The 24,778-nt window shown below is 75.4% G+C and carries 19 protein-coding genes and 1 pseudogene; 6 read left to right on the forward strand and 14 right to left on the reverse strand.

Features of this window, described 5'->3' with window-relative positions; genetic code table 11:
• Positions 1-57 precede the first annotated feature (57 nt).
• The 3 genes from egtD to ABZY91_RS21850 all read left to right on the forward strand — a co-directional run bounded on the left by egtD (position 58) and on the right by ABZY91_RS21850 (position 4,085).
• Entirely contained in the window at positions 58-1,029 is a 972-nt protein-coding gene (gene egtD / locus ABZY91_RS21840; protein ID WP_355404578.1) for an L-histidine N(alpha)-methyltransferase, read from the forward strand.
• Between the two features lie 148 nt (positions 1,030-1,177).
• Positions 1,178-2,611 (forward strand): sugar porter family MFS transporter, encoded by a 1,434-nt coding sequence (locus ABZY91_RS21845; protein WP_355404580.1) that lies wholly within the window; start codon positions 1,178-1,180, stop codon positions 2,609-2,611.
• A 118-nt stretch (positions 2,612-2,729) separates the two neighbouring features.
• A complete protein-coding gene (locus ABZY91_RS21850; protein ID WP_355404582.1) occupies positions 2,730-4,085 on the forward strand; it encodes a nitric oxide synthase oxygenase in 1,356 nt (451 codons plus the stop codon).
• A gap of 122 nt (positions 4,086-4,207) precedes the next feature.
• Here ABZY91_RS21850 and ABZY91_RS21855 read toward each other — a convergent pair.
• Positions 4,208-4,831 (reverse strand): annotated as a pseudogene (locus ABZY91_RS21855) (TetR/AcrR family transcriptional regulator C-terminal domain-containing protein); the annotation flags it as partial.
• A gap of 123 nt (positions 4,832-4,954) precedes the next feature.
• Between ABZY91_RS21855 and ABZY91_RS21860 the strand changes: the two are divergent.
• The 3 genes from ABZY91_RS21860 to fabG all read left to right on the forward strand — a co-directional run bounded on the left by ABZY91_RS21860 (position 4,955) and on the right by fabG (position 8,311).
• Positions 4,955-6,118 carry an acyl-CoA dehydrogenase family protein gene (locus tag ABZY91_RS21860; RefSeq protein ID WP_329880403.1) on the forward strand — a complete coding sequence of 388 codons (1,164 nt, stop codon included), beginning with the start codon at positions 4,955-4,957 and terminating at the stop codon, positions 6,116-6,118.
• 94 nt (positions 6,119-6,212) lie between these two features.
• Positions 6,213-7,400, forward strand: coding sequence for an acetyl-CoA C-acyltransferase (locus ABZY91_RS21865; protein WP_355404585.1), 1,188 nt, complete (start codon positions 6,213-6,215; stop codon positions 7,398-7,400).
• Between the two features lie 152 nt (positions 7,401-7,552).
• Positions 7,553-8,311, forward strand: coding sequence for a 3-oxoacyl-ACP reductase FabG (gene fabG, locus ABZY91_RS21870; protein WP_355404587.1), 759 nt, complete (start codon positions 7,553-7,555; stop codon positions 8,309-8,311).
• A 132-nt stretch (positions 8,312-8,443) separates the two neighbouring features.
• Here the strand turns inward: fabG and ABZY91_RS21875 are convergent, their stop codons facing one another.
• From ABZY91_RS21875 to ABZY91_RS21935, 13 genes are all read right to left on the reverse strand, one after another.
• On the reverse strand, positions 8,444-9,052 hold the full coding sequence (locus ABZY91_RS21875; protein WP_355404589.1) for a hypothetical protein: 609 nt from the start codon (positions 9,050-9,052) through the stop codon (positions 8,444-8,446).
• Positions 9,053-9,164: 112 nt separating this feature from the next.
• Positions 9,165-11,315: a hypothetical protein gene (locus ABZY91_RS21880; RefSeq protein WP_355404591.1), complete on the reverse strand. Its 2,151-nt coding sequence runs from the start codon at positions 11,313-11,315 to the stop codon at positions 9,165-9,167.
• A 686-nt stretch (positions 11,316-12,001) separates the two neighbouring features.
• Positions 12,002-16,039 (reverse strand): LysM peptidoglycan-binding domain-containing protein, encoded by a 4,038-nt coding sequence (locus ABZY91_RS21885; protein WP_355404593.1) that lies wholly within the window; start codon positions 16,037-16,039, stop codon positions 12,002-12,004.
• The gene (locus tag ABZY91_RS21890) at positions 16,039-16,488 is read right to left on the reverse strand and encodes a hypothetical protein (protein WP_329880416.1); all 450 of its coding nucleotides are present in this window, start codon (positions 16,486-16,488) and stop codon (positions 16,039-16,041) included. The genes ABZY91_RS21885 and ABZY91_RS21890 overlap by 1 nt, the downstream gene beginning before the upstream one ends.
• Before the next feature lie 192 nt (positions 16,489-16,680).
• On the reverse strand, positions 16,681-17,214 hold the full coding sequence (locus ABZY91_RS21895) for a TadE/TadG family type IV pilus assembly protein (protein WP_355404594.1): 534 nt from the start codon (positions 17,212-17,214) through the stop codon (positions 16,681-16,683).
• Complete coding sequence (locus tag ABZY91_RS21900; RefSeq protein WP_329880418.1) at positions 17,211-17,588, reverse strand: TadE family protein; 378 nt, start codon at positions 17,586-17,588, stop codon at positions 17,211-17,213. The genes ABZY91_RS21895 and ABZY91_RS21900 overlap by 4 nt, the downstream gene beginning before the upstream one ends.
• A 38-nt stretch (positions 17,589-17,626) precedes the next feature.
• Positions 17,627-17,905 carry a hypothetical protein gene (locus tag ABZY91_RS21905; protein WP_355404596.1) on the reverse strand — a complete coding sequence of 93 codons (279 nt, stop codon included), beginning with the start codon at positions 17,903-17,905 and terminating at the stop codon, positions 17,627-17,629.
• A 58-nt stretch (positions 17,906-17,963) separates the two neighbouring features.
• Positions 17,964-18,842 (reverse strand): type II secretion system F family protein, encoded by an 879-nt coding sequence (locus tag ABZY91_RS21910; RefSeq protein ID WP_329880421.1) that lies wholly within the window; start codon positions 18,840-18,842, stop codon positions 17,964-17,966.
• Positions 18,839-19,909 carry a type II secretion system F family protein gene (locus ABZY91_RS21915; RefSeq protein ID WP_355404598.1) on the reverse strand — a complete coding sequence of 357 codons (1,071 nt, stop codon included), beginning with the start codon at positions 19,907-19,909 and terminating at the stop codon, positions 18,839-18,841. The genes ABZY91_RS21910 and ABZY91_RS21915 overlap by 4 nt, the downstream gene beginning before the upstream one ends.
• The gene (locus ABZY91_RS21920; RefSeq protein ID WP_355404600.1) at positions 19,906-21,546 is read right to left on the reverse strand and encodes a CpaF/VirB11 family protein; all 1,641 of its coding nucleotides are present in this window, start codon (positions 21,544-21,546) and stop codon (positions 19,906-19,908) included. Before ABZY91_RS21920 ends, ABZY91_RS21915 begins: the two co-directional genes overlap by 4 nt.
• On the reverse strand, positions 21,536-23,077 hold the full coding sequence (locus ABZY91_RS21925; protein ID WP_355404602.1) for a hypothetical protein: 1,542 nt from the start codon (positions 23,075-23,077) through the stop codon (positions 21,536-21,538). Before ABZY91_RS21925 ends, ABZY91_RS21920 begins: the two co-directional genes overlap by 11 nt.
• A gap of 1 nt (position 23,078) precedes the next feature.
• Positions 23,079-23,975, reverse strand: a complete 897-nt coding sequence (locus ABZY91_RS21930; RefSeq protein ID WP_355404604.1) for an SAF domain-containing protein — start codon at positions 23,973-23,975, stop codon at positions 23,079-23,081.
• Between the two features lie 101 nt (positions 23,976-24,076).
• Positions 24,077-24,778, reverse strand: coding sequence for a hypothetical protein (locus ABZY91_RS21935; protein ID WP_355404606.1), 702 nt, complete (start codon positions 24,776-24,778; stop codon positions 24,077-24,079).

A 24,778-nucleotide genomic window follows, 5' to 3' on the forward strand; every position in this document is an offset into this window, starting at 1 on the left:
CTTCTCTCCTGAAGATCTCCTCCTTTCTTCACTTCCTGAACAGAGGATCCATCTGCCATGAGCACCTTCGATCTCACCCGGCTGCTGCCCGCCGACCACTTCAGCACCGCCCTGCGGTACGACGTGCAGCACGGCCTGACCTCCGAGCCCAAGTCGCTGCCGCCCAAGTGGTTCTACGACGCCCGGGGCAGCGAGCTGTTCGAGGAGATCACCCGGCTGCCCGAGTACTACCCGACCCGTGCCGAGCGGGCCATCCTGACCGCCCGGGCCGGCGAGATCGCCACCGTCACCCGGGCCCGCACCCTGGTCGAGCTGGGTTCGGGCTCCTCCGAGAAGACCCGGCTGCTGCTGGACGCACTGCGCGACCTGGGCACGCTGGACGCGTACGTGCCGGTGGACGTCAGCGAGAGCGCGCTGGGCGCGGCCGGCGCGGCGCTCGCCACCGAGTACCCGGGGCTGGCGGTGCACGGCGTGCTGGCCGACTTCACCGCCCGGCTCGGCCTGCCGCCGGACGGCGGACCCCGCCTGGTCGCGTTCCTCGGCGGCACCCTCGGCAACCTGCTGCCCGCGGAGCGCGCCGCCTTCCTGCGCGGGCTGCGCGCCGCCCTCGACCCGGGCGACTTCCTGCTGCTCGGCACCGACCTGGTCAAGGACCCGGCGGTCCTGGTCGCCGCCTACGACGACGCGGCCGGGGTGACGGCGGAGTTCAACCGGAACGTGCTGAACGTGCTCAACCGGGAGCTGGCCGCCGACTTCGACCCGGAGGCCTTCGAGCACGTGGCGCTCTGGGACCCGGAGCGGGAGTGGATCGAGATGCGGCTGCGGTCACTGCGGGACCAGACCGTGAAGATCCCGGAGCTGGACCTGCCGGTCCACTTCGACGAGGGCGAGGAGCTGCGCACCGAGGTGTCGGCCAAGTTCCGCCGGGAGCGGGTGGCCGAGGAGCTGGCGGCGGCGGGCATGCGGCTCACCGAGTGGTGGACCGACGACGAGGGCCGGTTCGGGCTCTCGCTGGCCCGGCCCGCCTGATCGGTGGAGCCCTGCCGGTCCCTCGGATTTGATCGTTCACCTTACTAATCCAGGCCGGAAGCTACGGGCATCCCACGTACAACACTTGAACATTGAGGGGTTACGATCTCGGCTACCAAGCTCAGCGTTGAGTACAGGAGTCAAGATCGTGAGCGTCACCCAGCAGCCCGCGGGGCCCTCGGCGGCCGAGACCGGGCCGTCGTCCGGCCGGCTCGGCTTCGTCGTCTTCATCACCGCCGCCGCGGCCCTCGGCGGCTTCCTGTTCGGCTACGACAGCTCCGTGATCAACGGGGCCGTCTCCGGGATCCAGGAGAAGTTCGGCGTCGGCGACGGCGTGACCGGACTGATCGTCTCCTCCGCGCTGCTGGGCTCGGCGGTCGGCGCCGCGCTGGCCGGGCGGTTCGCCGACCGGTACGGCCGGATCACCGTGATGAAGGCGGGGGCGCTGCTCTTCGCGGTCAGCGCCGTCGGCTCGATGCTGCCGTTCTCCGCCTGGGACCTCGCCTTCTGGCGGGTCCTGGGCGGAGCGGCCATCGGCATCGCCTCGGTGATCGCCCCGACCTACATCGCCGAGGTCGCGCCGACGAAGTACCGCGGCCGGCTGGCCTCGTTCCAGCAGGCGGCGATCGTCCTCGGCATCGCCGTCTCCCAGCTGGTCAACTGGGTGCTGGCGGACGCGGCCGGCGGCGAGACCCGCGGCCACCTGCTCGGCCTGGAGGCCTGGCAGTGGATGCTCGGGATCTGCGTCGTGCCCGCCGCGGTCTACTTCGTGCTCGCCTCCACCATCCCCGAGTCCCCGCGCTTCCTGATCTCGGCCGGCCGCCTGGACGAGGCCCGCACCGTGCTCGCCGAGGTCGAGGGCAAGGACTCCGACACCGACGCCCGGATCGCCGAGATCCGGGGACTGATCGACACGGACCACCGTCCGCGCTTCCGCGACCTGCTCGGCGGACGGTTCGGTCTGCTCCCGATCGTCTGGGTCGGCATCGGGCTCTCGGTCTTCCAGCAGCTCGTCGGCATCAACGTGATCTTCTACTACTCGTCGATCCTCTGGCAGTCGGTGGGCATCGACCAGACCAACTCGCTGCTGATCAGCTTCATCGGATCGGTCATCAACATCCTCGGCACCGCCGTCGCGATCCTGCTGGTCGACCGGATCGGCCGCAAGCCGCTCGCGCTGATCGGCTCGGCCGGCATGGCCGTCGCACTGGGCGCCTGCGCCTGGGCGTTCTCCTCCGCCACCGGCACCGGCGACGACGTCACGCTGCCCGACCTCCAGGGCACCGTCGCGCTGATCGCCGCCAACGCCTTCGTGCTGTTCTTCGCGCTCTCCTGGGGCGTGGTGGTCTGGGTCATGCTCGGCGAGATGTTCCCCAACCGGATCCGCGCCGCCGCGCTCTCGGTGGCCGCCTCGGCGCAGTGGCTCGCCAACTGGGCCGTCACCGTCTCGTTCCCGGCGCTCTCGCGCTGGAACCTCTCCGCGACGTACCTCGCCTACGCGCTCTTCGCGGCGCTGTCGATCGTCTTCGTGGCGAAGTTCATGAAGGAGACCAAGGGCGTGCGACTGGAGGACATGGGCTGAGCCCCCGCCGAACCTCCCCGGCCCCCGCACCCTAGCGCCAAGAGCCCGGGTGCGGGGGCCGAATCGTTCACTCTCTGCGGCGCACCGGACACCTCCGGTATCCCTGGCGGCAGGAGGGATGTCCTTGATCTTCGACCGGCTTCGCACCCGCAGCGCCCGCAGACCCACCGCCGCGAACGGCGGGACCTGCCCGTACTCGCACGCCCACGTCCACGGCCACCTGGTGCCCGAGGAGGCGGCGGCTCCCGGCGGGGCGCCCCCGTCGGCCGACGCCGAGGGCCCGGAACGGCCTGGAGGCCCCGAAGGCCCCGACGCCGCCTGGTCCGCGGACCAGGCCGACCCGGCGGCGGACCAGGCCGACCCCGCGAGCCCGGCGGACCCCGCGGACCACTTCACCGACCCCCGGCAGGCCGCCGACTTCGTCCGGCAGTTCCACCGAGAGCAGCCCGCCGCCGGGGACCCGGAGCCGCGCGTCCGCGCCGTCCTCGACGAGATCGACCGGACCGGCACCTACAAGCACACGCCCGCCGAGCTGGCCCACGGCGCCCGGCTCGCCTGGCGCAACGCCGCCCGCTGCATCGGCCGGCTGTACTGGCGCAGCCTCGTGGTCCGCGACCTGCGGCACCTGAGCTCCGCCGACGACATCGCCGCCGAGTCCTTCGAGCACCTGCGCACCGCCACCAACGGCGGGCGGATCCGCCCGGTGGTCTCGGTGTTCGCCCCCGACCGGCCCGGCCGTCCGGCGGCCCGCATCCTCAACCAGCAGCTCGTCCGGTACGCCGGCCACCCGACGGCGGACGGCGGGTGGACGGGCGACCCGGCCGGGGCCAGGCTCGCCGCCCGGGCCCGGGACCTCGGGTGGAAGTGCGGCGAGGAACGGTTCGAGGTGCTGCCGCTGCTGGTGCAGGAGCGGCCCGGCGAGCGGCCCGAGTGGTACGAACTGCCGGACGACACCACGCTCGAGGTCGACCTCGTCCACCCCGACCACGCGTGGTTCGCCGAGCTGGGCCTGCGCTGGTACGCCGTCCCGGCGATCAGTGACATGACGCTGGAGATCGGTGGTGTCCGCTACCCCACCGCCCCGTTCAACGGCTGGTACATGGGCACCGAGATCGGCGCCCGCAACCTGGCCGACGCCGACCGCTACGACATGCTCGCCACTGTCGCCGGGCGGCTCGGGCTGGACACCTCCCACGACCGCACCCTGTGGCGGGACCGCGCGCTGGTGGAGCTCAACGTGGCGGTGCTGCACTCGTTCCAGGAGGCCGGGGTGACCATCGCCGACCACCACACCGAGTCGGAGCGGTTCCTCCGGCACATCGCGCAGGAGCGGCGGCTCGGCCGGCCCACCCCGGCCGACTGGAGCTGGATCGTGCCACCGGTCTCGGGCGGGCTGACCCCCGTCTACCACCGGTACTACGACCCGGTGGACTCCTCGTTGCGGCCCGCGTTCGTGACCCGCGCGGCCTGGTGAGCACGGTCGGGTGCGGCGGAACCACCCGGACCGTCGGAACCGTCGGAACCGGCCCGGCCGTCGGAGACGTCCGGGCGACCGGCCGCGCCCGGTCCGCCCGTAGCGCCCACGGCGGCCGGACCGCGCTCGTAGCGCAGGGCAAGCCCGTCGAGCAGCGCCTCCAGGCCGGTCTCGAAGGCGCCCTCGTCGATCGCCGTCCGGTGCTCGGCCAGCCGGTGGGCCTCGCCGAGGTGCGGGTAGTCGGCGGCGTCGTACAGCCCGGCGTCCTCGGGGAACCCGGCCGCGAACGAGGCCAGCGCCGAGCCGGTGACGAAGTACCGCATCAGCGCGCCGATCCTGGTCGCCTGCCCGCGCGGCCAGCCCGCCTCGACCAGGCACCCGAAGACCGCGTCGGCCAGTCGCAGCGCGTTCGGCCGGCGCCCGGGGCCCTGGGCGAGCACGGGGACGATGTGGGGGTGGGCGGCCAGCGCGGCGCGGTAGGAGCGGGCCCAGTCGCGCAGCGCCTCCGGCCAGGGCGCACCCGCGCCGAACATCGACAGGTCGACCTCGCCGATGACCCCGTCCACCACCGCGTCCAGCAACTCGTCCTTGGTGGCGAAGTGGTTGTAGAGGGACGGCCCGCTCACGGACAGCTCGGTGGCCAGGCGGCGGGTCGAGAGGGCGGCCAGCCCCTCCTCGTCGACCAGCCGCAGAGCGGCGGCGACGATGCGCTCGCGGCTGAGCAGCGGGGTTCGGGGGCGGGCCATCGGCGCGGTTCCTCCGGTCGGGTGGGTGTGGGGACCGATTCTGGCAGGTGCCCCTTCCCAGCGCGCCCGGTCGGGGCTACAGTCCCCTCGTAAAACTTGCAGCGCTAGTTTATCGGGGTCGCCATGAACCTGGAGCTCACCGAGGAGCAGGCCGCCGTCCGCGACCTCGCGGCCTCCTTCACCGACCGCGAGATCGCGCCGCACGCCGCCGCGTGGGACCGCGCCGAGTCCGTCGACCGCGCGATCATCGCCAGACTCGGCGCGCTCGGCTTCCTCGGCCTGACCCTCCCGGAGGAGTACGGGGGCAGCGGCGGCGACCACCTCGCCTACTGCCTGGTCCTGGAGGAACTGGGCCGCGGCGACTCCGCCGTACGCGGCATCGTCTCGGTCTCGCTCGGCCTGGTCGGCAAGTCGATCAACTCCTTCGGAACCGAGGAACAGAAGCGCCACTGGCTGCCCCGGCTCACCGCCGGCGAGGCGCTCGGCTGCTTCGCCCTCACCGAACCCGGCACCGGCTCGGACGCCGCCAACCTCACCACCCGTGCCGTCCGCGACGGCGACGACTGGCTGATCAGCGGCGCCAAGATGTTCATCACCAACGGAACCTGGGCCGACGTCGCCCTCGTCTTCGCCCGCACCGGCGGCGACGACCCCGACCGGCGGGGACACCGGGGCATCACCGCCTTCCTCGTCCCCACCGACCTGCCCGGCTTCACCCGCACCGAGATCCACGGCAAGCTCGGCCTGCGCGGCCAGACCACCGCGGAACTGGCCTTCGACGCCGTCCGGGTGCCCGACAGCGCCCGGCTCGGCGAGACCGGCAAGGGCTTCACCGTCGCCATGGCCGCGCTCGCCAAGGGACGCATGTCGGTCGCCGCCGGCTGCGTCGGCATCGCCCGGGCCTGCCTGGACGCCGCCGTCCGGTACGCGGGCGAGCGCGAGCAGTTCGGTGCGCCGATCGCCTCCCACCAACTGGTGCAGCAGCTGCTCGCCGGCATCGCCGTGGACGTCGAGGCCGCCAGGCTGCTCACCTGGAAGGTCGCCGACCACATCGACCGCGGCCTGCCGTTCGCCACCGAGTCCTCCGTCGCCAAGCTCTTCGCCAGTGAGGCCGCCGTCCGGGCCGCCAACAACGCGCTCCAGGTCTTCGGGGGTTACGGGTTCATCGACGAGTACCCCGTCGGCAAGTACCTGCGCGACGCCCGGGTGATGACCCTCTACGAGGGCACCAGTCAGATCCACCAACTGCTCATCGGCCGCGCGCTCACCGGCGTCAACGCCTTCTGACCGCCCCTCCGGCCCGATCCCTCCGACCACGCCTCCCGGCCTGACGACCACTCCGGCCGGCTGCCCCCTCCCTCCCGACAAGGAGCCCGACGTCGTGCGTCCTGTCTACTTCGCCGCCGCCCGCCGCACACCCATCGGCCGGCTGCGCGGAGCGCTCGCCACGGTCCGCCCCGACGACCTCTCGGCGACCGTGCTGCGCGCCCTGCTCGCCGACCTGCCCGCCCTCGACCCGGCCCGGATCGACGACGTCTACTGGGGCGCCGCCAACCAGGCCGGCGAGGACAACCGGAACGCCGCCCGGATGGCCGTGCTGCTCGCCGGCCTGCCGGACAGCGTCCCCGGCGCCACCGTCAACCGGCTCTGCGCCTCCGGCCTGGAGGCGGTCACCATGGCCGCCCGGGCGATCGGCTCCGGCGAGGCGGACGTCGTGCTGGCCGGCGGCTGCGAGTCGATGACCCGGGCACCGTTCGTCCTCCCCCGCCCCGACGAGGCGCTGCCGCACCGGATCGAGACCTACGACACCCGGCTCGGCTGGCGGCTCACCAACCCGCGGATGCCCGAACTGCACGGTGTGCTGTCGATGGGCGAGACCGCCGAGGAGGTCGCCACCCGCTACGGCATCAGCCGTGAGCGCCAGGACGCCTTCGCGCTCCGCAGCCACCGACGGGCCGCCGCCGCCCGCAAGGACGGGCACTTCGACGCCGAGCTGATCCCGGTCGAGCGGCCGGACGGGGTGATCGTCGATGCGGACGAGTCGATCCGCGAGGACACCGGTCCGGAGAAGCTCGCCCGGCTCAAGCCCGCCTTCCGTCCCGGGGGCACGGTGACGGCGGGCAACGCCTCGCCGATGAACGACGGCGCGGCCGGGCTCGTCCTGGTCAGCGAGGAGGCGCTGCACGAGTTCGGCCTCCGGCCGCTCGGCCGGTACGTGGCCGGCGCCTCGGCCGGCGTGCACCCGGACGTCATGGGCATCGGCCCGGTGCCCGCCACCCGCAAGGCACTCGCCCGGGCCGGCTGGTCGCTCGGCGAGATCGAGGAGGCCGAGCTGAACGAGGCCTTCGCGGCCCAGGTCCTGGCCTCGGTCGACCAGTTGGGCCTCGACCCGGAGCTGGTCAACCCGACCGGCGGCGCCATCGCGCTCGGCCATCCGCTCGGCGGCTCCGGCGCCCGCATCCTCACCACCCTGCTGCACCGGATGCGCCGCACCGGCGGGCGCCGCGGGCTCGCGGCCATGTGCGTGGGCGTCGGCCAGGGGACGGCGGTCCTCGTCGAGTCGGCCTGACGGCCTGCCGCGCGGACTCGGACGACCCCTGCGCCTGGCGCCTGACGACGGGCGACAGACGACTGACGACTGACGACTGACGACGGGAAGCTGTCGGCACCCCGTCCGCCGGCTTCCCGACCCCCTCCCGAAGAGCTACCGAAGGAACCGCTGTGACTCGTTTTGCAGGCAAGGTCGCCGTCGTCACCGGCGCGGCGCAGGGCATCGGAGCGGCCACCGCCCGGCTGCTGGCCACGGAGGGCGCGGCGGTCGCCGTGGTCGACCTCGACGCCGGGCGGGCGGCCGGCACGGTCGAGGAGATCACCGCCAAGGGCGGCACCGCCCGGGCGTACGGCTGCGACGTGGCCGACTACGACGCCGTCGAGGCGGTCTTCGCACAGGTGGCGCAGGATCTCGGCGGCCTGCACGTCCTGGTGAACAACGCCGGGATCACCCGGGACAACCTCTTCTTCAAGATGCCCAGGGCCGACTGGGACGCGGTGCTGACGGTCAACCTCACCAGTGCCTACAACTGCAGCCACGTCGCCCAGAAGTACATGGTGGCGCAGAAGTACGGCAAGATCGTCTCGCTCAGTTCGCGCTCCGCCCTCGGCAACCGCGGCCAGGCCAACTACGCCGCCGCCAAGGCCGGGATCCAGGGCCTGACCGCGACCCTGGCGATCGAGCTGGGCCCGTTCAACATCAACGTCAACGCCGTCGCCCCCGGCTACATCGCGACCCCGATGACCGCCGCCACCGCCGAGCGGGTCGGCGCCACGGCGGAGGACCACCGGACGGAGGTGGCCGCCCGGACGCCGCTCCGGCGGGTCGGGCAGCCCGAGGAGGTCGCCTCGGTGGTCGCGTTCCTGGCGAGCGAGGACGCCTCCTACGTCAGCGGGCAGACCCTGTACGTCAACGGCGGAGCGCGCTGACGTCTACCCCCGGGCTCCGGCCCTACGGCGGACGGCCGTCCCGGGTGGGCGCTCCCCTCACCCCGGACGGCCACGGCGTTCCCGACCGCCACCCCCTGCGGCGTGACCGGGCGCCCAGGTGTGACCGGGCGCTCAGGCGTGACCGGCGACGGCCTCTGCCAGCGGGGAGAAGAGCAGGGCCCAGTTGCCGGGCAGGTCCCTCGGCGCGGACGTGAGGACGCCGCGCACGACCGCCCACTCGTCGGGCCGGCCGCCCGCGCCGTCCTCCAGGACGGCCCGCAGACATGCGTCCAGCGCCTCGGCGACGTCGTCCTCGTCGAACCCCAGCCGTGCGCAGGCCCGCTGAACCTCCGGCGACAGGGTGGACGCGTCGTCCCACTCGCCCGTCGCGCCCAGCAGACAGAGCAGGTGACTCCCCGGGTCGGGCAGGCCGGCGCGCAGACCCGCCGTGGTGAACTCCCGGTCCGTGTCCTCCGGCACCAGCGCCGACGTCTCGACCGCGTGGGCGACGAGCTCCGCCCAGAAGGCCTCGTCGCGCCGGCCGTCGGTCTGCCTCATGTGCTCGGCCGCGAAGGCCGCCATCGTGCCCGGGTCGTCGACCAGCGGCGAGACGACCAGGTCGCTCCGGTGGTCGAAGCCGAAGTAGTAGCGGTGGCCGTCCAGCGTGAGCGACTCGACGCCGGCCACGTGGCCGACCCGGTCGGGCAGCGGGTCGACGTGCTCGGCACGTTCCTGTTCCACGGGCAGGACCGTAGCGGTGGCCTCGGACAACACCGGCGGACGGTCCCGCCCGGTGGCCTGCCGGCGCTCCGCGACGCCCGCACGAGGCGTCGCGGAGCGCCGGCGGCACCCGTCAGACGCGGTCGGGCTGAGCGGCGGCGAGGTGGGCCAGGTGGCGCTCGGCGGCACGGAGCTTCCGGCCGTCGGGGCCGGGGAGGTAGGCCCGCAGTTCGATGATCTCGGGGGCGATCCGAAGGGCCTCGGCGCGGTCCGGGATCGCCCGCCAGCAGGCTTCCGCGTTGGTCGCGGCCTGCTGGGTCTCGGGGTGGTCCGGCCCCTGGGCACGGAGCAGGGTGAGGGCCACCTCGCGGTAGATGTCCGCCGCCTCGACGGTCCGCCCGGCGAGGCGGCAGATGTGGGCGCGGACCTGGCGGACCTGCAGCACCGGCGCGGAGACGGAGCCGTGTTCGCCGATCGCCTCCAGTTCGAGGGCGAAGGCCAGGTCGGTGGCGGCCGCGTGGTCCCCCGCCTCGGCACTGCGGACGATGCGGCCGATCACCTCCCGGTAGTCGGCGCGGGACTGGAAGGGGTCGGGCGTCGGCACGGCCCCCGTTTCGGTTTCGGCCTCTGGCTCGGCCTCGGCCTGGGCCTGGGGCTCGTCGGCGGCGTCCCCGGGCCTGGCGCCGACCGGAGCCGCGTCGGGTGGAAGCGCGTCGGTCACCGGCACCTCGTCCGCCGCCGGGGCCTCCTCCACCACGGTGTCGACGGTCGGCGGTTGCCAGGCGTAGGGCTTCAGCAGGTCGACGGGACGGGGCGCGGGCGGCGGGGTGGGCGGCACCTCGGCCTTGAGCAGGCCCACCCGGCCGTCGGGCTCCGCCGCGGCGGCGGCGGGAGCGGGCAGGGGCGCGGAGCCTGACGGTTCGAGGGCCGCCGCCGGCTTGTCCAGGGTGACGGCGCGCCGGGGCCGCGGCACGGCGTCCTGCGGCACGGCGTCCTGCGGCGGGGTGTCCTGCACCGGGGTGTCCTGAGGCGCGGCGTCCTGCGGCAGGTCGTCCCAGGGCGCCTCCTCCGGGGCGGCCGGGCGGGGCAGCACGGCGGCCGGGCTCGCCCCCTCGTACAGGACGGGGTCCGCGGCGGAACCGTCGCCGCGGCGCGCGGTGTTGCGGAAGAACGGCCGGTCGGGCGCGTGGGTGGCCACGATGACGACGTCCGGGCGGAGCACCGAGTAGACCTGCTGACGCAGCTGCTCGGGGGCGAGGACGGCCTCGGCGCCGGGGCGACCGCCGTGCAGCGCCTCGATCAGCGCACGGGTGAAGGTGCCGATCTGCTCGGGGTCGGGGCTGACCACCGCCCAGAGCGGCATGCCCTCGGCGAGCGGCGAGACGGCTCCCTGGAGGAAGGGCCACGCACTCTGATCGGCGCTCAGGTCGGCGATGACCAGGGTCTGCCAGTCGGTCGGGCGGTGGCGCAGCTCGGCCGCGACCGCCTGCCAGGGGAGGCCGTCCTGCCGCACGCTGCCGGGCTTGGAGTCCCGCAGGGTGAGGTGGAGTTGGCCGTTGCGCCGGTCGGCGAGCAGGTGGCCGCCCAGGTGGACGAGGAGCGGTCCGGGGTGGCGGGCCGCGGCCCGCAGATGGGCGAGGACGGTGTGGGGGTCACTGGCGGCGGGGAGGTGGACGGCGTCGACGGCATCGGCGGCGAGCAGCACCTGGGGGCTGACTGCGGCGAGCATCGCGGAGAGGACCGGGGCCTGCGCGGTTCCGCCGCGCCCCCAGGTACGGCGGCCGGAGCTGCCGTAGCCGCCCTCGACGACCAGGATCCGCCCGCGCGGCGCGGCGCCCAGGCTGCCGGGGCCGGGCAGCACTCCGGGGCCGGGCACACCCTGCCCCGGAACGCCCTGCGCCGGAACGCCGTGCGCGGGGGTGGCTCCGGGCCCGGCGAACGGCGGCGGGGTCGCCGAGGGCGGCGGCGGGGCCGTGCCGGCGCCCGCTGCGCCGTCGGCTCCCGCCGCACCGCCCATGGCCGGCAGGCCGGTGACGGTCCATCCGGTGGACGGCACCGACGGCTCGGGCGCCGTCACGGGGACGGCCGCAGGTGCGGCCGTCGGCGGCTCGTAGAGCGCGGCCGGGCCGGGTGCGGGTGCGTCGACCGGTGGCTCGTACAGCGCGGCGGGACCGGGCGGATGGTCCTCGTACGCGTTGCGCGGGAGCCATGGCGGCAGGTCGTCCTGGGGGCCCGCGTCCGGCGCCGGGTCCGGACCTCCGGGGACCGCCGTCGTCTCCGCCATCTCCAGGTCACCCGCCCTGCCCCGCCGCTCAGCGGCGTCGCTGCCTTGCCCCGCGTGGCGACTTCCACCACACCCGATTGCGCCACCCTACGAGATCCCGGCACACCCGAGCCAGGCCGGGTCGGCGATCGACGCCGGTCGGACACAGCTCGGGCACACGCCCGGCCCGCCCTCGGCCGACCGCCCGCGGCGTGGCGAGGTCCCGGCGGTCCGTGCCCCCGCTCCGTCCAGGGTCCGGAGCTCCGTGCGCACCGGCTCCTGCGGACACGTCGGAATCCGGGCGACACGGGCACGTTGGTGCAGTCGCACGGTGACCGGCTCACGGTCGCAGCCTTCAGCCGGAAGCCACTACGGCTCGGCGCCGTCCGATCCTGCAGCGGGTGGACCAGAAGCCGGCGGGCCGGATCCGTCGGCCCTCGGCCGTCGGAGCGGACGACGGTGAGCCCGGTGCCCTCGCATCCGATCCGGTCCCCGGACGCCAGGAACAGCGACCGGTCCAGCTCGAAGGCATAGCCGTCATCGGCCTCGACCGGGAGAGGTGCCGCGGTTCCCCTGCGTTCGACGACGCCCTTCACCGGGCTCCGTACCGTCATGCCCTGGACGGTACGGAGCACCCGTACCGTCCAGGGGCGGAAGGCCGGTCCGCCGGCCGTGCCCACGGGGTCGTGGGCTGCCCGGCCACCGGCTCAGGAGCCGGCGAGGAGGTCGCGCAGCAGGGCCACCGTGTCGGCGTCCAGGTCCCGGCCGGTGCGGCGGCTGAGCGCGTCCAGGCGGTTGACGGCGCGCAGCAGTTGGTCGCGGGCACCGGCCGAGGCGTAGGCGTAGAAGAGGTCGCGGTGCAGGAGTTCGACGTCCGGGGCGACGGCGAGGCCGCGGAAGACGGCGGCCTCGGCGCTGCGGTGGTCGCCGTACTGGAGACGGCGGGCGGCGAGTTCGTGGGCGGTGTCGACGATCGCGGCGATCATGTCCTGCCGTTCGGACTCGGCCCAGCCGAACGCGGCGGGCGGTGCCTCCGCGAACGGGGCGCCCCGGACCAGGGCGAGGGCGTGGGCGAGGGCGGCGTCGGCGGTGGCACTGGTGCTGCGCATGCCGCGCCGGTAGAGGCCGCGGAACTCGTCCCAGTCGCAGGTGACGGCGGGGGCGAAGGCGTAGCCGTCGGAGGAGTCGGTGACCAGGAAGGACCGGCCGTCCGAGGAGGAGCCGAACCAGGAGGCCAGGTCGGCGAGCTTCTCGGGCAGCGGACTCCGGGCGTCGGCCGCGGTGGGGTGCGGGTCGAGGTGGGCCGCGCCGGGGTGCAGGTCGTGGTCGAGGGCGTGGTGGTCGGCGCCGGGGCGCAGGGCCAGGTAGACGGCGAGTTCGGTGAGCCGCAGGACGGTGGCGGGTTCGGCCGGGCCGCCGGTGCCGGCCACGTCGACCGGGCCGAGCAGACGGATCCGGGGCGCGGTCCGGGTGGCGTGGGCCTCCGGGGATCGCAGGATGGCGAGCAGGTCGTCGCTGTCGCTGCGGCCGGGGGTGGTGCGGGCCAACGGGGCGACGGCCGTCGGTCCGGGTTCCGTGACGGGGGACACCGACGGCACGGGCGACCCGGGGGACGGCTCCGGGCGGGCGGGGAGCCGCGGATCGGCACCGGTGGGCGCGGGCGCCGGGTCGTGCGTCGGCAGCGGCTCGGGGGCGGGCACCGGCTTCCCGGCCGGGGCGGGTGCCGGCGTGACCGGCGTGACCGGCTGGACGGGCGCGACCGCACCGGTGGGCGTCCCGGTCCCATCGGGCACCCGGAGGTTCTGGGTGGTGTCCTCTCCCCCGGACGTCGTGCCGGTGTCCGGGCCGACGGGGAAGCCGGCGGCCGGGCCCGCCGGGGCGGCGGGTGTGGCGGCCTGTCGCCCGAGGCCGTTGACGAGGTGCCGCGGACCGGGGACGACGGCCACCGCCGCGGACGGCGGGACGGCCACGGCCGGGGCGGCCGGCAGGGCGGGCACGGCGGAGACGGTGGACCCGGCGGAGGCGCCGTTGGCCGACCCACCGGCCGACCCACCGGCCGAGCCGTTGGCCGCGGCGGGCGCCGCCGGGTCGGTACCCGCGAACGGGCTGGCGCCCGTGCCGATCACGCGGGCGAGCAGGCGCGGGCCGGCCGCCTCGGGGGCGTCACCGCCCGTGCCGTCGCCCAGGTCGGGCTCGTCCGGCGATCCCATCAGGAATCCGCCGGAGGGACCGCCCGACGCCCCCACGCCGACCAGGACCGGTACGGGCGGGAGTTCGGCCGGTTCGAGGTCGTCGAGGCCGGGGCCGTCCAGGGTCCAGGCGGGAGCGGGGTGCTGGGTCTGGTCGTCGGCGGCCCGGAGCAGCTCGGCGACCTGCTCGTACTGGCCGGTGGTCAGGCGCTGCAGTTCCAGGGTGAGGTGCAGGCCGGGGATGGTGGCCTGTCCGATGGCCGGCAGGGTCCAGCGGGCGACCGGGCCGGTGCCGCGCTCGGGCGCCCGGGTGACCACGGCGACGCACGTCCGCGGGCGGCCGTCGAGGAGCCGGCCGAGCTCGGCCGGGACGTCCCCGCCCGGCTGGTGGCCGCAGAGCACGATCTCGGGGGTCCACGACTCGTCGGCCTGGCCGCGGCTGCGGGCCTCCCGGGGGCTGGTGGCCTCGGCGGCGACCAGGGTGGCCCGGGCCTTGGCGGTGCGCGGGCCGAGGGCGGCGAGCGCGGCCTCCAGGGTGGGGTGACGGTGGATCCGCTCGGCGGCCGGGCCGCTGATCGGAATCTCCTCCGCGAGGTCGACGAGGTGCAGGTGGAGGCGGTCGGCGAGCGGGCTGTGGGCGAGTTCGAGGGCGAGGGTGCGCAGGACGTCGCGGGCGTCGTCCGGGTGGCCGGAGAGGTGGAGCAGCCGGACGGTCTCCAGGTCGGCGAGGATCACCGAGCCGTCGGGCGAGGAGCCCAGGGTGACCAGGGCCGGGTAGGGGGCGGCGGTCTTGCGGGCCTGGGCACGGGAGAGCAGCCCGTCCGAGTCGGCCGCGCACCACCAGATGTCAGGGGCGTGGGCGGCGCGGAACGGGGCGATCGGGGCGGCCGCGCCGGAGAGGTGCAGCTCGATCGTCCGGCCGGGGGTGATCCGGGCGGCGACGACGGCGGGCAGCCGCTTGCCGCCGCGGACGGTGTTGCGGGCCATGCTGCGCAGGGCGCGGTCGAGCAGGTCGAGACCGGCCTCGTCCTGGCGGGCCTTCAGTTCGGCCTCGAAGGCGGCGGCGGGGGCGGTGGGCAGGGCGATGCGGTGCCGGGGCCGCCGCCCCCGGAGCTGGGTGCCGCGCTTGCGGGCGACGGCGCCGACCATGACGGCCGCCAGCAGCACGCCGACGGTGGAGGCGGCGAGGGCGACGGTGTAGTCGTCGCTCGGGGCGTCCTCGGCGTGCGCGGCGGGCGTCTGGGCCGGGGTCTGCCCGGGCGCGGGGGCCTGTGCGGGAGCGGGGGTCTGGGCGGGAGCGGGGGTCTGGGCGGGCGCCTGGGTGGCGGGTGCCGGTGCCGGCACCTGGGTGCTCGGTGCGGGCGGCGGAGGGACCGGGGCCGGGGCCGGTTCCGCCGCCGGCGCAGGTGCCGGGGCGGGGGCGGGGGCGGGCTCGGGCGCCGGGGCCGGGGCCGGGGCGGGCGTCGCCGCGCCGGGCAGGCTGAGCACCATCCCGGGCACCACCACGTCCGGGTCGGTGAGTCGCTCCCCGTCCGGCGCCTGGACGCCCTTGTTGGCGTCGAACAGCTTCGGCCAGGCCTCGGCGTCGCCCAGCTCGCGCTCGGCGATGACCGACAGGCTGTCCCCGGGCTTCACCGTGACGGTGCCGGTGCCCTGGGCGCCGCTCGCGGGCGTACCCGCCTGCGTCGTGCCGGTCGCGGGCGCCGGAGCCGGAGCCGGCGCCGGGGTCCCGGCCTCGTCCGGCTTGGCGTCGCCCGGCATCACCAGCGCCCAGCCGGGGTGGATCGGCCGGTCCGCGTCGAAGCGGTTGCCCGAATCGTCCATCACCCGGCCGTCGTTGAGCTTGGCGATCTCCGTCCAGCGCTCGCCCGAACCGAGCTGGCGCTCCGCGATGGACCAGAGGCTGTCGGCCGGCCTGCTGTCCCGCACCGTGTAGGTGGACTGCTGGTCGGCGGCGGGGGCGAGGGAGGGTGCGGCCTGCGCGGCGGGCAGCGCGGCCCGCTGCGCCGCGGCGCCCGCCTGGACGGACGCGGTCGCCACCTGGGGGCGCTCGGGGGTGGCGGCGAACGCCGAACCGGCCACCGGCACCAGCGCGATCACCGCACCGACCAGGCCGGCGGCAGCGCGCTGGCTCCAGCCGAACGCCGGGATCCGCCGGGCCACCCGGCCGCGGAGCTGGGCCGGGATCTCCAGCAGGACGGAGAGCGCGAAACAGGCCCAGCCGACCCAGCCGACCACGACCAGCAGCCAGAGGAACAGCTGCCCGTCGTCGGGGCTGGTCAGCAGCGCGCCGAGGCCGTCCGGTGCGAGCGGGCCCATGTCGGCGACCGCGCGGGTGCCGTAGAGCAGCAGCGCCGGGACGCCGAGCAGCAGTCCCAGCAGGGTGATCAGGGCCGCGATCGCGGCGAGCACGGCGCCGCCCCGGCCCCGGCGGCCGCCGCTGCCGCCGCGGTGCGACGGCCGCGACGACGGCCGCCGGCCGGACGCGGGAGTGGCGGGCACACCCCGGGCCGGACGCCCGGCACGGGTCTGGTCCTTGGCGCGTGGCGCGGCCATCAGTCGGTCTCCGCTTCCTTGACTCCGTGGACGAGGGCTGCGCTTCCCTTGCCCGTGATCTTCCTGTTGGCGAGTTGGGTCAGCAGGACGGGCCGGTACTCGGTCTCCACCGTGATGGTGACGGCCGCCCCGTCGGGCGAGAACTCCACGAACTTCGCGGCCAGACCGTACAGCGCGAGGTAGCTGTTGGCGGCCTCCTCGGCGTACTCCCGCTTCACCCGGTACCCCTCGCCGCGCAACAGCGCGGCCTCGTCGAGCTGTTGGCCTGCCACCCGGGCGGCTTCCTGGGCGTAGGCGTCGGTGTTCTCCGCGACGCGAAGCTTGCCGCCGGCGTCGATGATGAGGGCGATGACCACGGCGACGAACGCCGAGCAGATCGCGACGAAGATCGAGAGCGTGCCCCGGTCCGAACGGGCACGGAATCGAGGTGCCCCGCGTCCGCGCGCCATGGCGCCCCCTCCCGACATGCCCGTCCACCCTCCCCCGGGCGCTCTCCGCTTGCGTTTCCCCCGCCCGGGGCGTCCCCAATCCCCGTCCGGGTACCTCGTCGTCACGACCTCGCCACCGCCCACCCCACGGCCCGACACATCCCTGTCCGGGGAGGGCTCCGGCCCGCCCCGTTCGCTCCGGCGCACGCCCGTTCACCCGCCCCGGTAGCGGTCCACGACCGAGACGAAGCTGCCGGTGAGCGTCTTCGACACCGGCCCGTTCAGATTCGGCCCGCCGAGCAGGTCGGACAGTCCGACCTCGCACCGGACCGACACCGTGACCGTCGCCATGGTGGTCCCGTGACTGACCAGTTCCCCGTGCGCCACGGTGACCCTGCTGCTCGCGCAGTGCACGCCCTGCTGCTCCATCGCCTCCACGGCGGACTTCTTCGCCGCCGCGTCCATCGCGTCGACGCCACGCGCCAGCGAGGCGGTCCGGGCGGCCGAGCGGGCCGCGGCCTCCACCGTGCCGGCGGCGGTCTGCACCCGGCCGGCCGCGACGGTGACCAGGATCAGTCCCACCACGGCGGGCGCGACGATCGCGGCCTCGACCGCGAAGCCGCCGCCGTCCCGCCCGAACGGCGACCGGGCGGACCGGGCCGCGGCGAACCCGCGCGCCCGTCCGGCCGCCCACCCGGGCGGCCGGTCCGCCGACTTCCCGGTCCGCCACCGGAACCGTCCGCTCACGGTCCCACCACCTGCGGCGGGACGAACCGCTCGCGCGGCGCCTCGGCGCGCTGGGTCACGGTCGGCCGCGTGACGAAGGGGATGACCACGGGCGCCGTCACCTCCACCGTGACCCGGATCAGCACCGGCGTGCTGCCGTCGGTGCTGATCGCGTGGTCCTCGCTGCCCTGGCGGCCGAGGAACGCCTCGGCCTGCTTCCGCGCCGCCTCGTTCTTCAGCTCGTCGCTCCGATTGCCCTGGACGCGGCCCGCGTCGACGCCCTCGCGGGCAGCGGTGAGGGCGAGTTGGCGGTAGTACCACCACAGGCCCGTCTGCGCGACGGACAGGATCAGGATCAGCACGACCGGGAAGACGATGGCCAGGCCCAGGCTCAACGACCCTCGGTCGGAACGGCGGAGACGACGACCTCTCATCACGGGGTGGCGCCACTCCCGGGCAGGTTCGGGTCCTCGTTGACCTTGTCGACGACCTTCTTGTTCAGGCTGTAGAGCGCGGTCGCGACGAGGCCCGCGACGAACACCAGCGCGATGACGGCGAGCGCCAGTTCGATGCTGATGGCGCCCCGGTCACCACGCGCACGGGCCGCCTTCGCGCGGCCCATCCGGAAGTGGAACAGCAGCAGGGCGAACCGGACCGGCAGGAGGGTCGGCCCCGCCAATCGGGCCACCAGGTACTTGAGGTGGGTGTTCATCAGTTTCTCCCAGGGTGCGTCGTGGTGACGGAGGTTGCTGACCTCCGCGAGGGGTACCTCAGTTGAGCATCTTGTGCAACGCGGGATAGATGATCAGCACGGTCATCAGCAGGGTCAGCGCGGCCCCCGGAGCGACCATCCGCTCGCTGTCGGAGTTGGCCCGGGCGAGGTCCTCGGCGAGCAGTTCGCCCCGCAGGCCCTTGGCCCGGGCCCGCAGCGTGTCGTAGACGGCCGCGCCGTCGGTGCCGGAGATCCGCATGATGTCGGCCACGTCCTGCAGCGGCGTCAGCCCCAACTCGACCGCCAGCGCGTCCAGTCCGGCCCAGGGCGGCAGCCGGTCGGTGGCCGCGCGGTCCAGTGCGTCCCTGATCCGCCGGAACACCGCGCCCCGGCCGACCGCGGCGGCCCGCCGCAGCGCCTCCGCCGGACCGAGGTCGGCGGCCCGTTCCATCGCCACCAGCTCCAGGTAGGCGGCGACGCCGTGGAGGTACTCGACGCGGGCCTCCTTCGCCTCGCCGCGCACGATGGCGTCCGGGAGGAACCAGAACAGCCCGGCCAGCAGCGGGCCGACCAGCAGCGGGAGCACGAACGGCAGGCTCATGTCGAGCAGCATCGCCGCCACCACCAGGTAGGGCGGTAGGACGAGGCCGATCAGGGCGAACATCAGCTTGTGCGCCATGAACCGGGCCGGGGTACGGCCGATCAGCGCCAGGTCGCGTTCGGGGATGCGCACCCCGCGCAGGCTGATCGAGCGCTCGCCGATCCGGTCGAACCAGCGCGGCCGTTCCTCCGGGTCGGGGGTCCGGTCGGCGGGGGTGCGGTGCAACCGGTCCAGCGCCTGACCCAGGTCGGGCGGGGCAGGGCGGAGTTCGGCGATCAGCAGGGCGATGCCGCCGGCCGCCGCGGCGCCGGCCAGCACGGACCACGGGGAGATCATCGTGCCTCCCCGAACAGCCGGGCGCCGGCGTCGGCACCGCCCGTCGCAGCACCGCCGGCCGCAGCGCCGCCGGTCGCGGCGCCACCCGGGCCACCGGGCCCTTCGGCGGCCCGGCCGCCCGCACCGCCCTCGGGCGCGTCAGCACGCCGCGCGGCCCGGCCGGTCCGGCTGCGACGGTCCAGCTCCAGCAGGCGCGGGACCGGTGGATGCGAGGCCAGCGCCCGCATCCAGGCGATCACCGCCACGAACAGCGCGGCCACCACGGCGAGGACGCTCTGGCCGAGCACCGTGCTGTACGGGCGGGTGTACTCGGTGTTGAACGAACCGATGGTGACGACCAGCACGATGATGCCGACCAGCCAGCGGATGGTGGTGCGGTGCTTGGCCCGGTCGGCCTCGATGGTGCGGCGCTGGCGGACCTCCTCGCGCACCGATTCGGCCATGTCGGAGAGCGCCCGGGCCAGCCCGGGCCCGCTGTCCCCGGAGCGCAGCAGCAACGCGGCGAGCACCTTGTCGGCGGTGGCGTCGGCCATGCTGTCGGCGAAGGCGCGCAGCGCCTCCTCGGGCCGCCAGCGGGCCTGCAGCCGGGCGGCCAGCTCACCGACCTCCCCCTCGATCGCGGCGGGCGCGGTGCGGCGGCTGGTGACGATGGCCTGGTTGAGGCCGACACCGAGCAGCAGCACGTCGGCGATCCGCTGGGTCCACTCGGAGAGCGCCTCCAGCCGCTCGATCCGGTCGGTGTCCGAACGGGTGGTGTCGAACAGCCAGGGCAGGCCGAAGACCGCCAGCGGGACGAGCAGCGCGGTCAGCGGGATGCCGGTGAACAGCCAGCCGAGCGGCGCGCCGGCCAGCGCGAGCGGCAGTTGGATCCGGCGCAGCCGGACGATCCGCCCCGAGGCGGTGCCGGGCGCGCCGTACCAGAAGACGTGCAGCCGGCCGCCGAGCGGGTTGGAGGTCTCGCGGTCCCCGTCCGGTTCGGCCGCCGGGTCGCTGCCGCGGGCCCAGGCCACCAGGGCGACCAGGCCGCCCATGACGAGCAGGCCGCAGAGCACGAAGAGCGGCATCATCGGGCGCCACCGCCGATCCGGAGCTGGAGCGGTGCGGCCCAACTGCCGTACCGGGAGCCGAGCAGCGACGCGTCGAAGCCTGCCCGGCGCAGGTCGTCCAGGCACTGCGGCGGGGTGTGCGGGACGGCGCGCGGCTCGCCGAGCTCGGGGCGCGGGCCGAACACGGTGTTCAGCGCGGGCCGGCCGCTCTCGCCGAGGCCGGTCACCTCCAGGACGTGCGAGACGAACCGGTGCCGGCGTCCGCCGACCGGCGTCTCGTCGACCATCGCCACGTGCACGATGAGGTCGACCGCGTTGGCGGTGAGCCGGTAGGCGAGCGCGTCGGTCATGTGCGAGCCGTACTCCAGGCAGAGTTCGGCGATGCGGTCGACCACCATGTGCGGGCCGCGGGCGTGCAGGGTGCACATCGAGCCGCCCTCGCCGTTGGTCATCACCCGCAGCATCGGGACGACCTCGCCGGAGCGGACCTCGCCGACGATGATCCGCGAGAGGGTCATCCGCAGCGCGGCCGGGATCAGGTCGCCGATGGTCAGCTCGCCGGCCGAACGGCCCTCGACGCGTTCGCCGTTGCCCTCCCGGGCCTCCATCGGCACGACCTGGCGCAGGTGGCCGAGGGTGTGCAGCCAGAGTTCGAACTCCGACTCCAGGGTGCCGATCCGCTCGTCGGGCGGGATCTCCGCGGCCATCGCGCGCAGCAGGCTGGTCTTGCCGACGCCCTGGGTCCCGGTGATCATCACGTTCTTCCGGGCCCGGATGGCGGAGGCCAGGAAGGAGGCCAGGGTGGTGTCCAGGGTGCCGAGCCGGACCATCTCGGGCAGCGTCGCGGAGGCCACCCGGTGCCGACGGATCGCCACGTAGGGGCGCGGGGTGACCTCGGTGAGCGCCTGGAGGCGCATGCCGCCCTCCAGGCGCAGCGCGAGGGTCGGGCTGGCGGTGGAGAGGGAGCGTTCGCCGCCGCCGTGCTGGCGGGCCAGGTCCTGGAGCAGTTCCACGAGTTCGGCGTCGCTGTCGGCCACCGGCGGGACCTGGCGCAGCGGCTGGTGGACCCGGGAGATCCAGACGTCGTCGCAACCGTTGATGAGGATGTTCTCGATCTCCGGGTCGTCGAGGTAGGGCTGGAGCCGGCCGGCCCGGAAGAGCAGGTCGAAGACGGCCTCGGCGAGCGCACGGTCCTGGTCGCGGGTGGGCGGGATGCCGTGGGTCTGCGCGTAGGCGTCGGACCAGCGGGCGACGGCCTCCTCGATCAGCGCGCGACCGCGCTGGCGGCGGGTCGCGCGGTCGGGTTCGGTTCCCGAGCCCGCGGTCAGCCGGAGGATCTGCTGGTGCAGCTCGGCGGCCACCTGGCGCTTGAGCTCGCGCGCCACCTGCGGGTCGACGGCCGGGCGGGTGCCGGCGCCGCGCCGGTCGAGCGAGGGCAGCTGGGAGGGGACGGCGGTGGCCGTCGCGGCGCCGCCCTGCTGGGCTCCCGGCGGCACGGGCGGGGCACCCGCCGGGGCGGCCGGGCCGGGCCCGACCGGGCCTGCGGTCACCGGGCCCGGCGTGACCGGGTTGGGCATGACGGGGCCGGGGAGGGGTGTCGACCAGGGCAGCGCGGCGGGGTCGGTGGCCGGCTGCTGGTGCAGGGGGCTACCGCGCACGGAGCACCTCCGTCTGGGCGAGGGGGTCGCTGGGTGCGGTGCCGTACGGCTGGTGCGCGGGCCCGGTCGGCTGCTCCGGCGCGCCGGGGGCGGGCGGGGCGGCGTGCTGCGGGGCTGCGGTCCGGGCGCCGTACTGCGCGGCGCCGGACGACGGCGGCCCGTACGTCGGGGCGCCGGACTGCCGGGGCTGGAACTGCTGGGCCTCGTACGGCTGCGTCGCGTGCTGCTGCGTTGCGCCGTTCCGGGTCCCGTCGTGCGGGGTCCCGTACGGATGCGTCGCGTGCTGCTGCGTTGCGCCGTTCCGGGTCCCGTCGTGCGGGGTCCCGTACGGATGCGTCGCCTGCGGCTGCGTTCCGTGCTGCTGCGTTCCGTGCGGCTGGCCGGCGTCGGGCCGGCCGGGGTTCTGGGGGTACTGCGGGGCGGAGTGCCGGCCGCCGTACTGCTGGGTCTGGTGCGCCTGCTCCCCGGGGGTGCCGCCGTGCCCCGGGAAGGACGCGGGAGCGGCCGGCTGCGGTGCCAGCCCCGCGAGCGGGGCTACCGGCCCGGTGGTGATCACCGGCGGCACGGGCCCGTACGGCTGGGCGGGCTGCGGTGCCTGCGGCGGCGGGTACGCGTAGCCGGGCCCGCCGGCCGGCTCCGGCGCCGGGCCGGCCGTCCCCGACGGACCGGCAGCCGCCGGCCCCCGGTCCGGGGCGGGCCCCGTTCCCGGGGCGAGCTGTGCGGGTGGGGCCGGCTGGGAGGTGGGCGCCAGCCGCTGCCGCCGCCGGCGCACCGTCAGCTGGAGCTCGTCCGCCGCCGAACGCGCCGTCCGCATCAGCTCCGAGCGGACGAACCGCCGGTCGGTGACGTCGCCGCCGTCCGAGAGCACCCGGGCGGTGCGCTGCGCGTGCGGCAGCACCCCGAGCACCGGCAGCCCGAACTCGCGGGACACCTCCGCCCCCGAGTACGGCCCCTCCGCGACCAGCAGCAGGCCCAGCGCGTCCGCCCCGGTGCCGGCCGTGCCGAGGTCCTCGGCGAGCGCGGCCAGCCGGGGCCGCGACGCGCTCAGCCCGCGCAGGGTGGTGCGCACGGTGGCCGCCACCACGTCGGCCCGGCGGGCCAGCACCGCACTGGTGCCGGTCGCGCCGGAGCGGCCGAGGTCGAGGAGGACGTCGTAGCCCTGCGGTTCCAGCCCGTGCAGCACCTCCATCAACGGCTCCCACGTGTAGGCGAGCCCGGGTGCCTGGGTGGGGTCGGTGAGACCCGGCAACAGGAGGCGCTCGGCGTTGCCCTCCGGCGAGAGGTCGATCAGCTGTTCCCAGAGCGCCTGGGCGAGCAGCCCGCGCCGGTCGGCGACGGCGAGGTTGCGCAGCCCGTACACCGCCTCGACCCGGCCCTCCAGGGCGCCGGCCAGCACCGCGCCGCCGTCCGGATCGCACTCGACGAGCAGGACGCGGCGGCCGGGCTGCAGCGGCCAGGCCAGCAGCAGCGCCAGCGCCGTCGTGGTGGCGCCGGGTGCCCCCGGGCCGCCGACCACCGCGATGACCGCCATCTCAGGCCCCACCCGCCCCGGACGGCGCACCGCTCGCGGCCCCCGAGGACGCCGCGCCCGTCGGTGCGGGCGTCCCGACCCGGGCCGCGGACGGCGTGGCTCCCGAGGGCGCGGCTCCCGACGGCGCCGCCCCCGACGGTGTCGCTCCGGTCCCCGGCGCCGCGGAACCCGCCCCGGAGGGCGCCGCCCCCGGGGCGGGGCGCGGTGCCACCACGATCTGGATGCGTCCGCTCGCGACCCACGCCGCCAGGCGGTTGGCCTCCGCCTCGGCGGCCACCACGTCGAAGACCTGGCTGCCGTCGCCCTCCACCCGGCCGACCGTGTACACGGTGGCGGAGAGCGACTCGATCCGGTTGCCGTCCGCGGTGTTCACCACGAGGACCGGCATGCCGGGCTGGAGCCTGGTGGCCGGCAGTTGGGTGCGCTTGACCGAGACACCGACCAGGAGCTGCCCCGGGCCGAGGACGAGCGTCTGGGCCAGGTCCCGTTTGGTGAGCAGCCCGCCGCGGTGGAGGTCGGTGGTGGCCCGCATGCCGACCGCCTTGTCCCGGTCGGCGGCGGCCAGCGGGGTGAGCGCCGGATCGCCGGCGATCCGCACCACCACGAGGTCGGCGGCGGTCAGCGTCTGCCCCCACTGCACGTCACGGGCGAGTGCCAGCACCGCGACCCGCTGGCCGGTGCTGTTGTAGAGGACGGCACCACCCAGCCCGCCGGCGGCTATCAGGGCCACCGCCATCGCCAGTACGGCGGGCCGACGGCGCCGCGCCCCGAGCGTCCGCCCGGGGGCGTGCGGCGTGCCGCGTCCCTGCTCCGGCACGGCCACGGAGGCGGACCCGGCGGTCGCGGTCGCCGTGGCGGACGTGCCGGACCCCGGCGTGGCAAAGGTACGGTTCTCCACCGGGCTTCGGCCTTTCTCGCGTCGTTCGTCGGGTTGCTGTGCGGTGTGCCGGTCCGGCCGGTCGAGGTCCGGGTAGTTGAGAACCGGCTTTTGAGGACCGGCTAGTTGAGGACCTGCACCTCGGCCACCCGGAACTGGACGGCCTCGGTCAGCGGCAGCTCGATCGGGTCGACCTGCTGGGTCCCCCCGGTCACCGTGACCACACCGACCCAGTGGGCCGTGACGGTCCCGTGGAACAGGCCGTCCGTCGTGCGGCCCGAACCGGACTTGAAGACGTGGCCGCAGGTGGGCGAGGCGTTGGCGCCGTACTTGGGGTCGTACGGGGTGCCGGCCGCGGCCTTCCCCTCGCACCGCTCCTTCGTCCCGTCCCCGAACTTCCACTCCACCCAGTCCAGGCGCGGGGTGACCGTCACGGTGAGGGTGTTGCCGGAGACCGATACCGGGGCCGGGGGCTGCGAGCCCTCCAGCCAGAGCCAGACCGGCGCGCCCACCACGGAGTCGCCCTTGGGGGCGGTGACGGGCTTCGGCTTGGGGAAGGCGATCCGGTCCCTGGCCTGACGGGCCAGCTGGGCCGGGTTGTCCGGCGGCGGCCCGGCGGGCGCCTGGGCGGCGAACTCCGCCGGGGCGCCGGTCTGCGAGCCCGCACTGTCGAGGCAGGTCACGTTGTAGACCGAGCCCTCCGAGGGATCGTGCCCCTGCCAGCGCGGATCGCCCGCGGGAGGCGGTGGGCTGATCACCCGGAAGTAACAGCCGCGCGAGGCGCTGAACCAGCCCAGCTCGGGATCGCTGCACGCGAGGGGCAT

Origin of the sequence: Kitasatospora sp. NPDC002965 (assembly GCF_040611255.1) — a bacterium.
Taxonomy (GTDB): Bacteria; Actinomycetota; Actinomycetes; order Streptomycetales; family Streptomycetaceae; genus Kitasatospora.

Coding starts and splice junctions, on each gene's coding strand:
- ABZY91_RS21880 (WP_355404591.1), bottom strand. CDS start 11,315: ATGGCGGAGACGACGGCGGTCCCCGGAGGTCCGGACCCGGCGCCGGAC.
- ABZY91_RS21910 (WP_329880421.1), bottom strand. CDS start 18,842: ATGATCTCCCCGTGGTCCGTGCTGGCCGGCGCCGCGGCGGCCGGCGGC.
- ABZY91_RS21860 (WP_329880403.1), top strand. CDS start 4,955: ATGAACCTGGAGCTCACCGAGGAGCAGGCCGCCGTCCGCGACCTCGCG.
- ABZY91_RS21905 (WP_355404596.1), bottom strand. CDS start 17,905: ATGAACACCCACCTCAAGTACCTGGTGGCCCGATTGGCGGGGCCGACC.
- ABZY91_RS21890 (WP_329880416.1), bottom strand. CDS start 16,488: ATGGCGCGCGGACGCGGGGCACCTCGATTCCGTGCCCGTTCGGACCGG.
- egtD (WP_355404578.1), top strand. CDS start 58: ATGAGCACCTTCGATCTCACCCGGCTGCTGCCCGCCGACCACTTCAGC.
- ABZY91_RS21915 (WP_355404598.1), bottom strand. CDS start 19,909: ATGATGCCGCTCTTCGTGCTCTGCGGCCTGCTCGTCATGGGCGGCCTG.
- ABZY91_RS21935 (WP_355404606.1), bottom strand. CDS start 24,778: ATGCCCCTCGCGTGCAGCGATCCCGAGCTGGGCTGGTTCAGCGCCTCG.
- ABZY91_RS21925 (WP_355404602.1), bottom strand. CDS start 23,077: ATGGCGGTCATCGCGGTGGTCGGCGGCCCGGGGGCACCCGGCGCCACC.
- ABZY91_RS21885 (WP_355404593.1), bottom strand. CDS start 16,039: ATGGCCGCGCCACGCGCCAAGGACCAGACCCGTGCCGGGCGTCCGGCC.
- ABZY91_RS21850 (WP_355404582.1), top strand. CDS start 2,730: ATGTCCTTGATCTTCGACCGGCTTCGCACCCGCAGCGCCCGCAGACCC.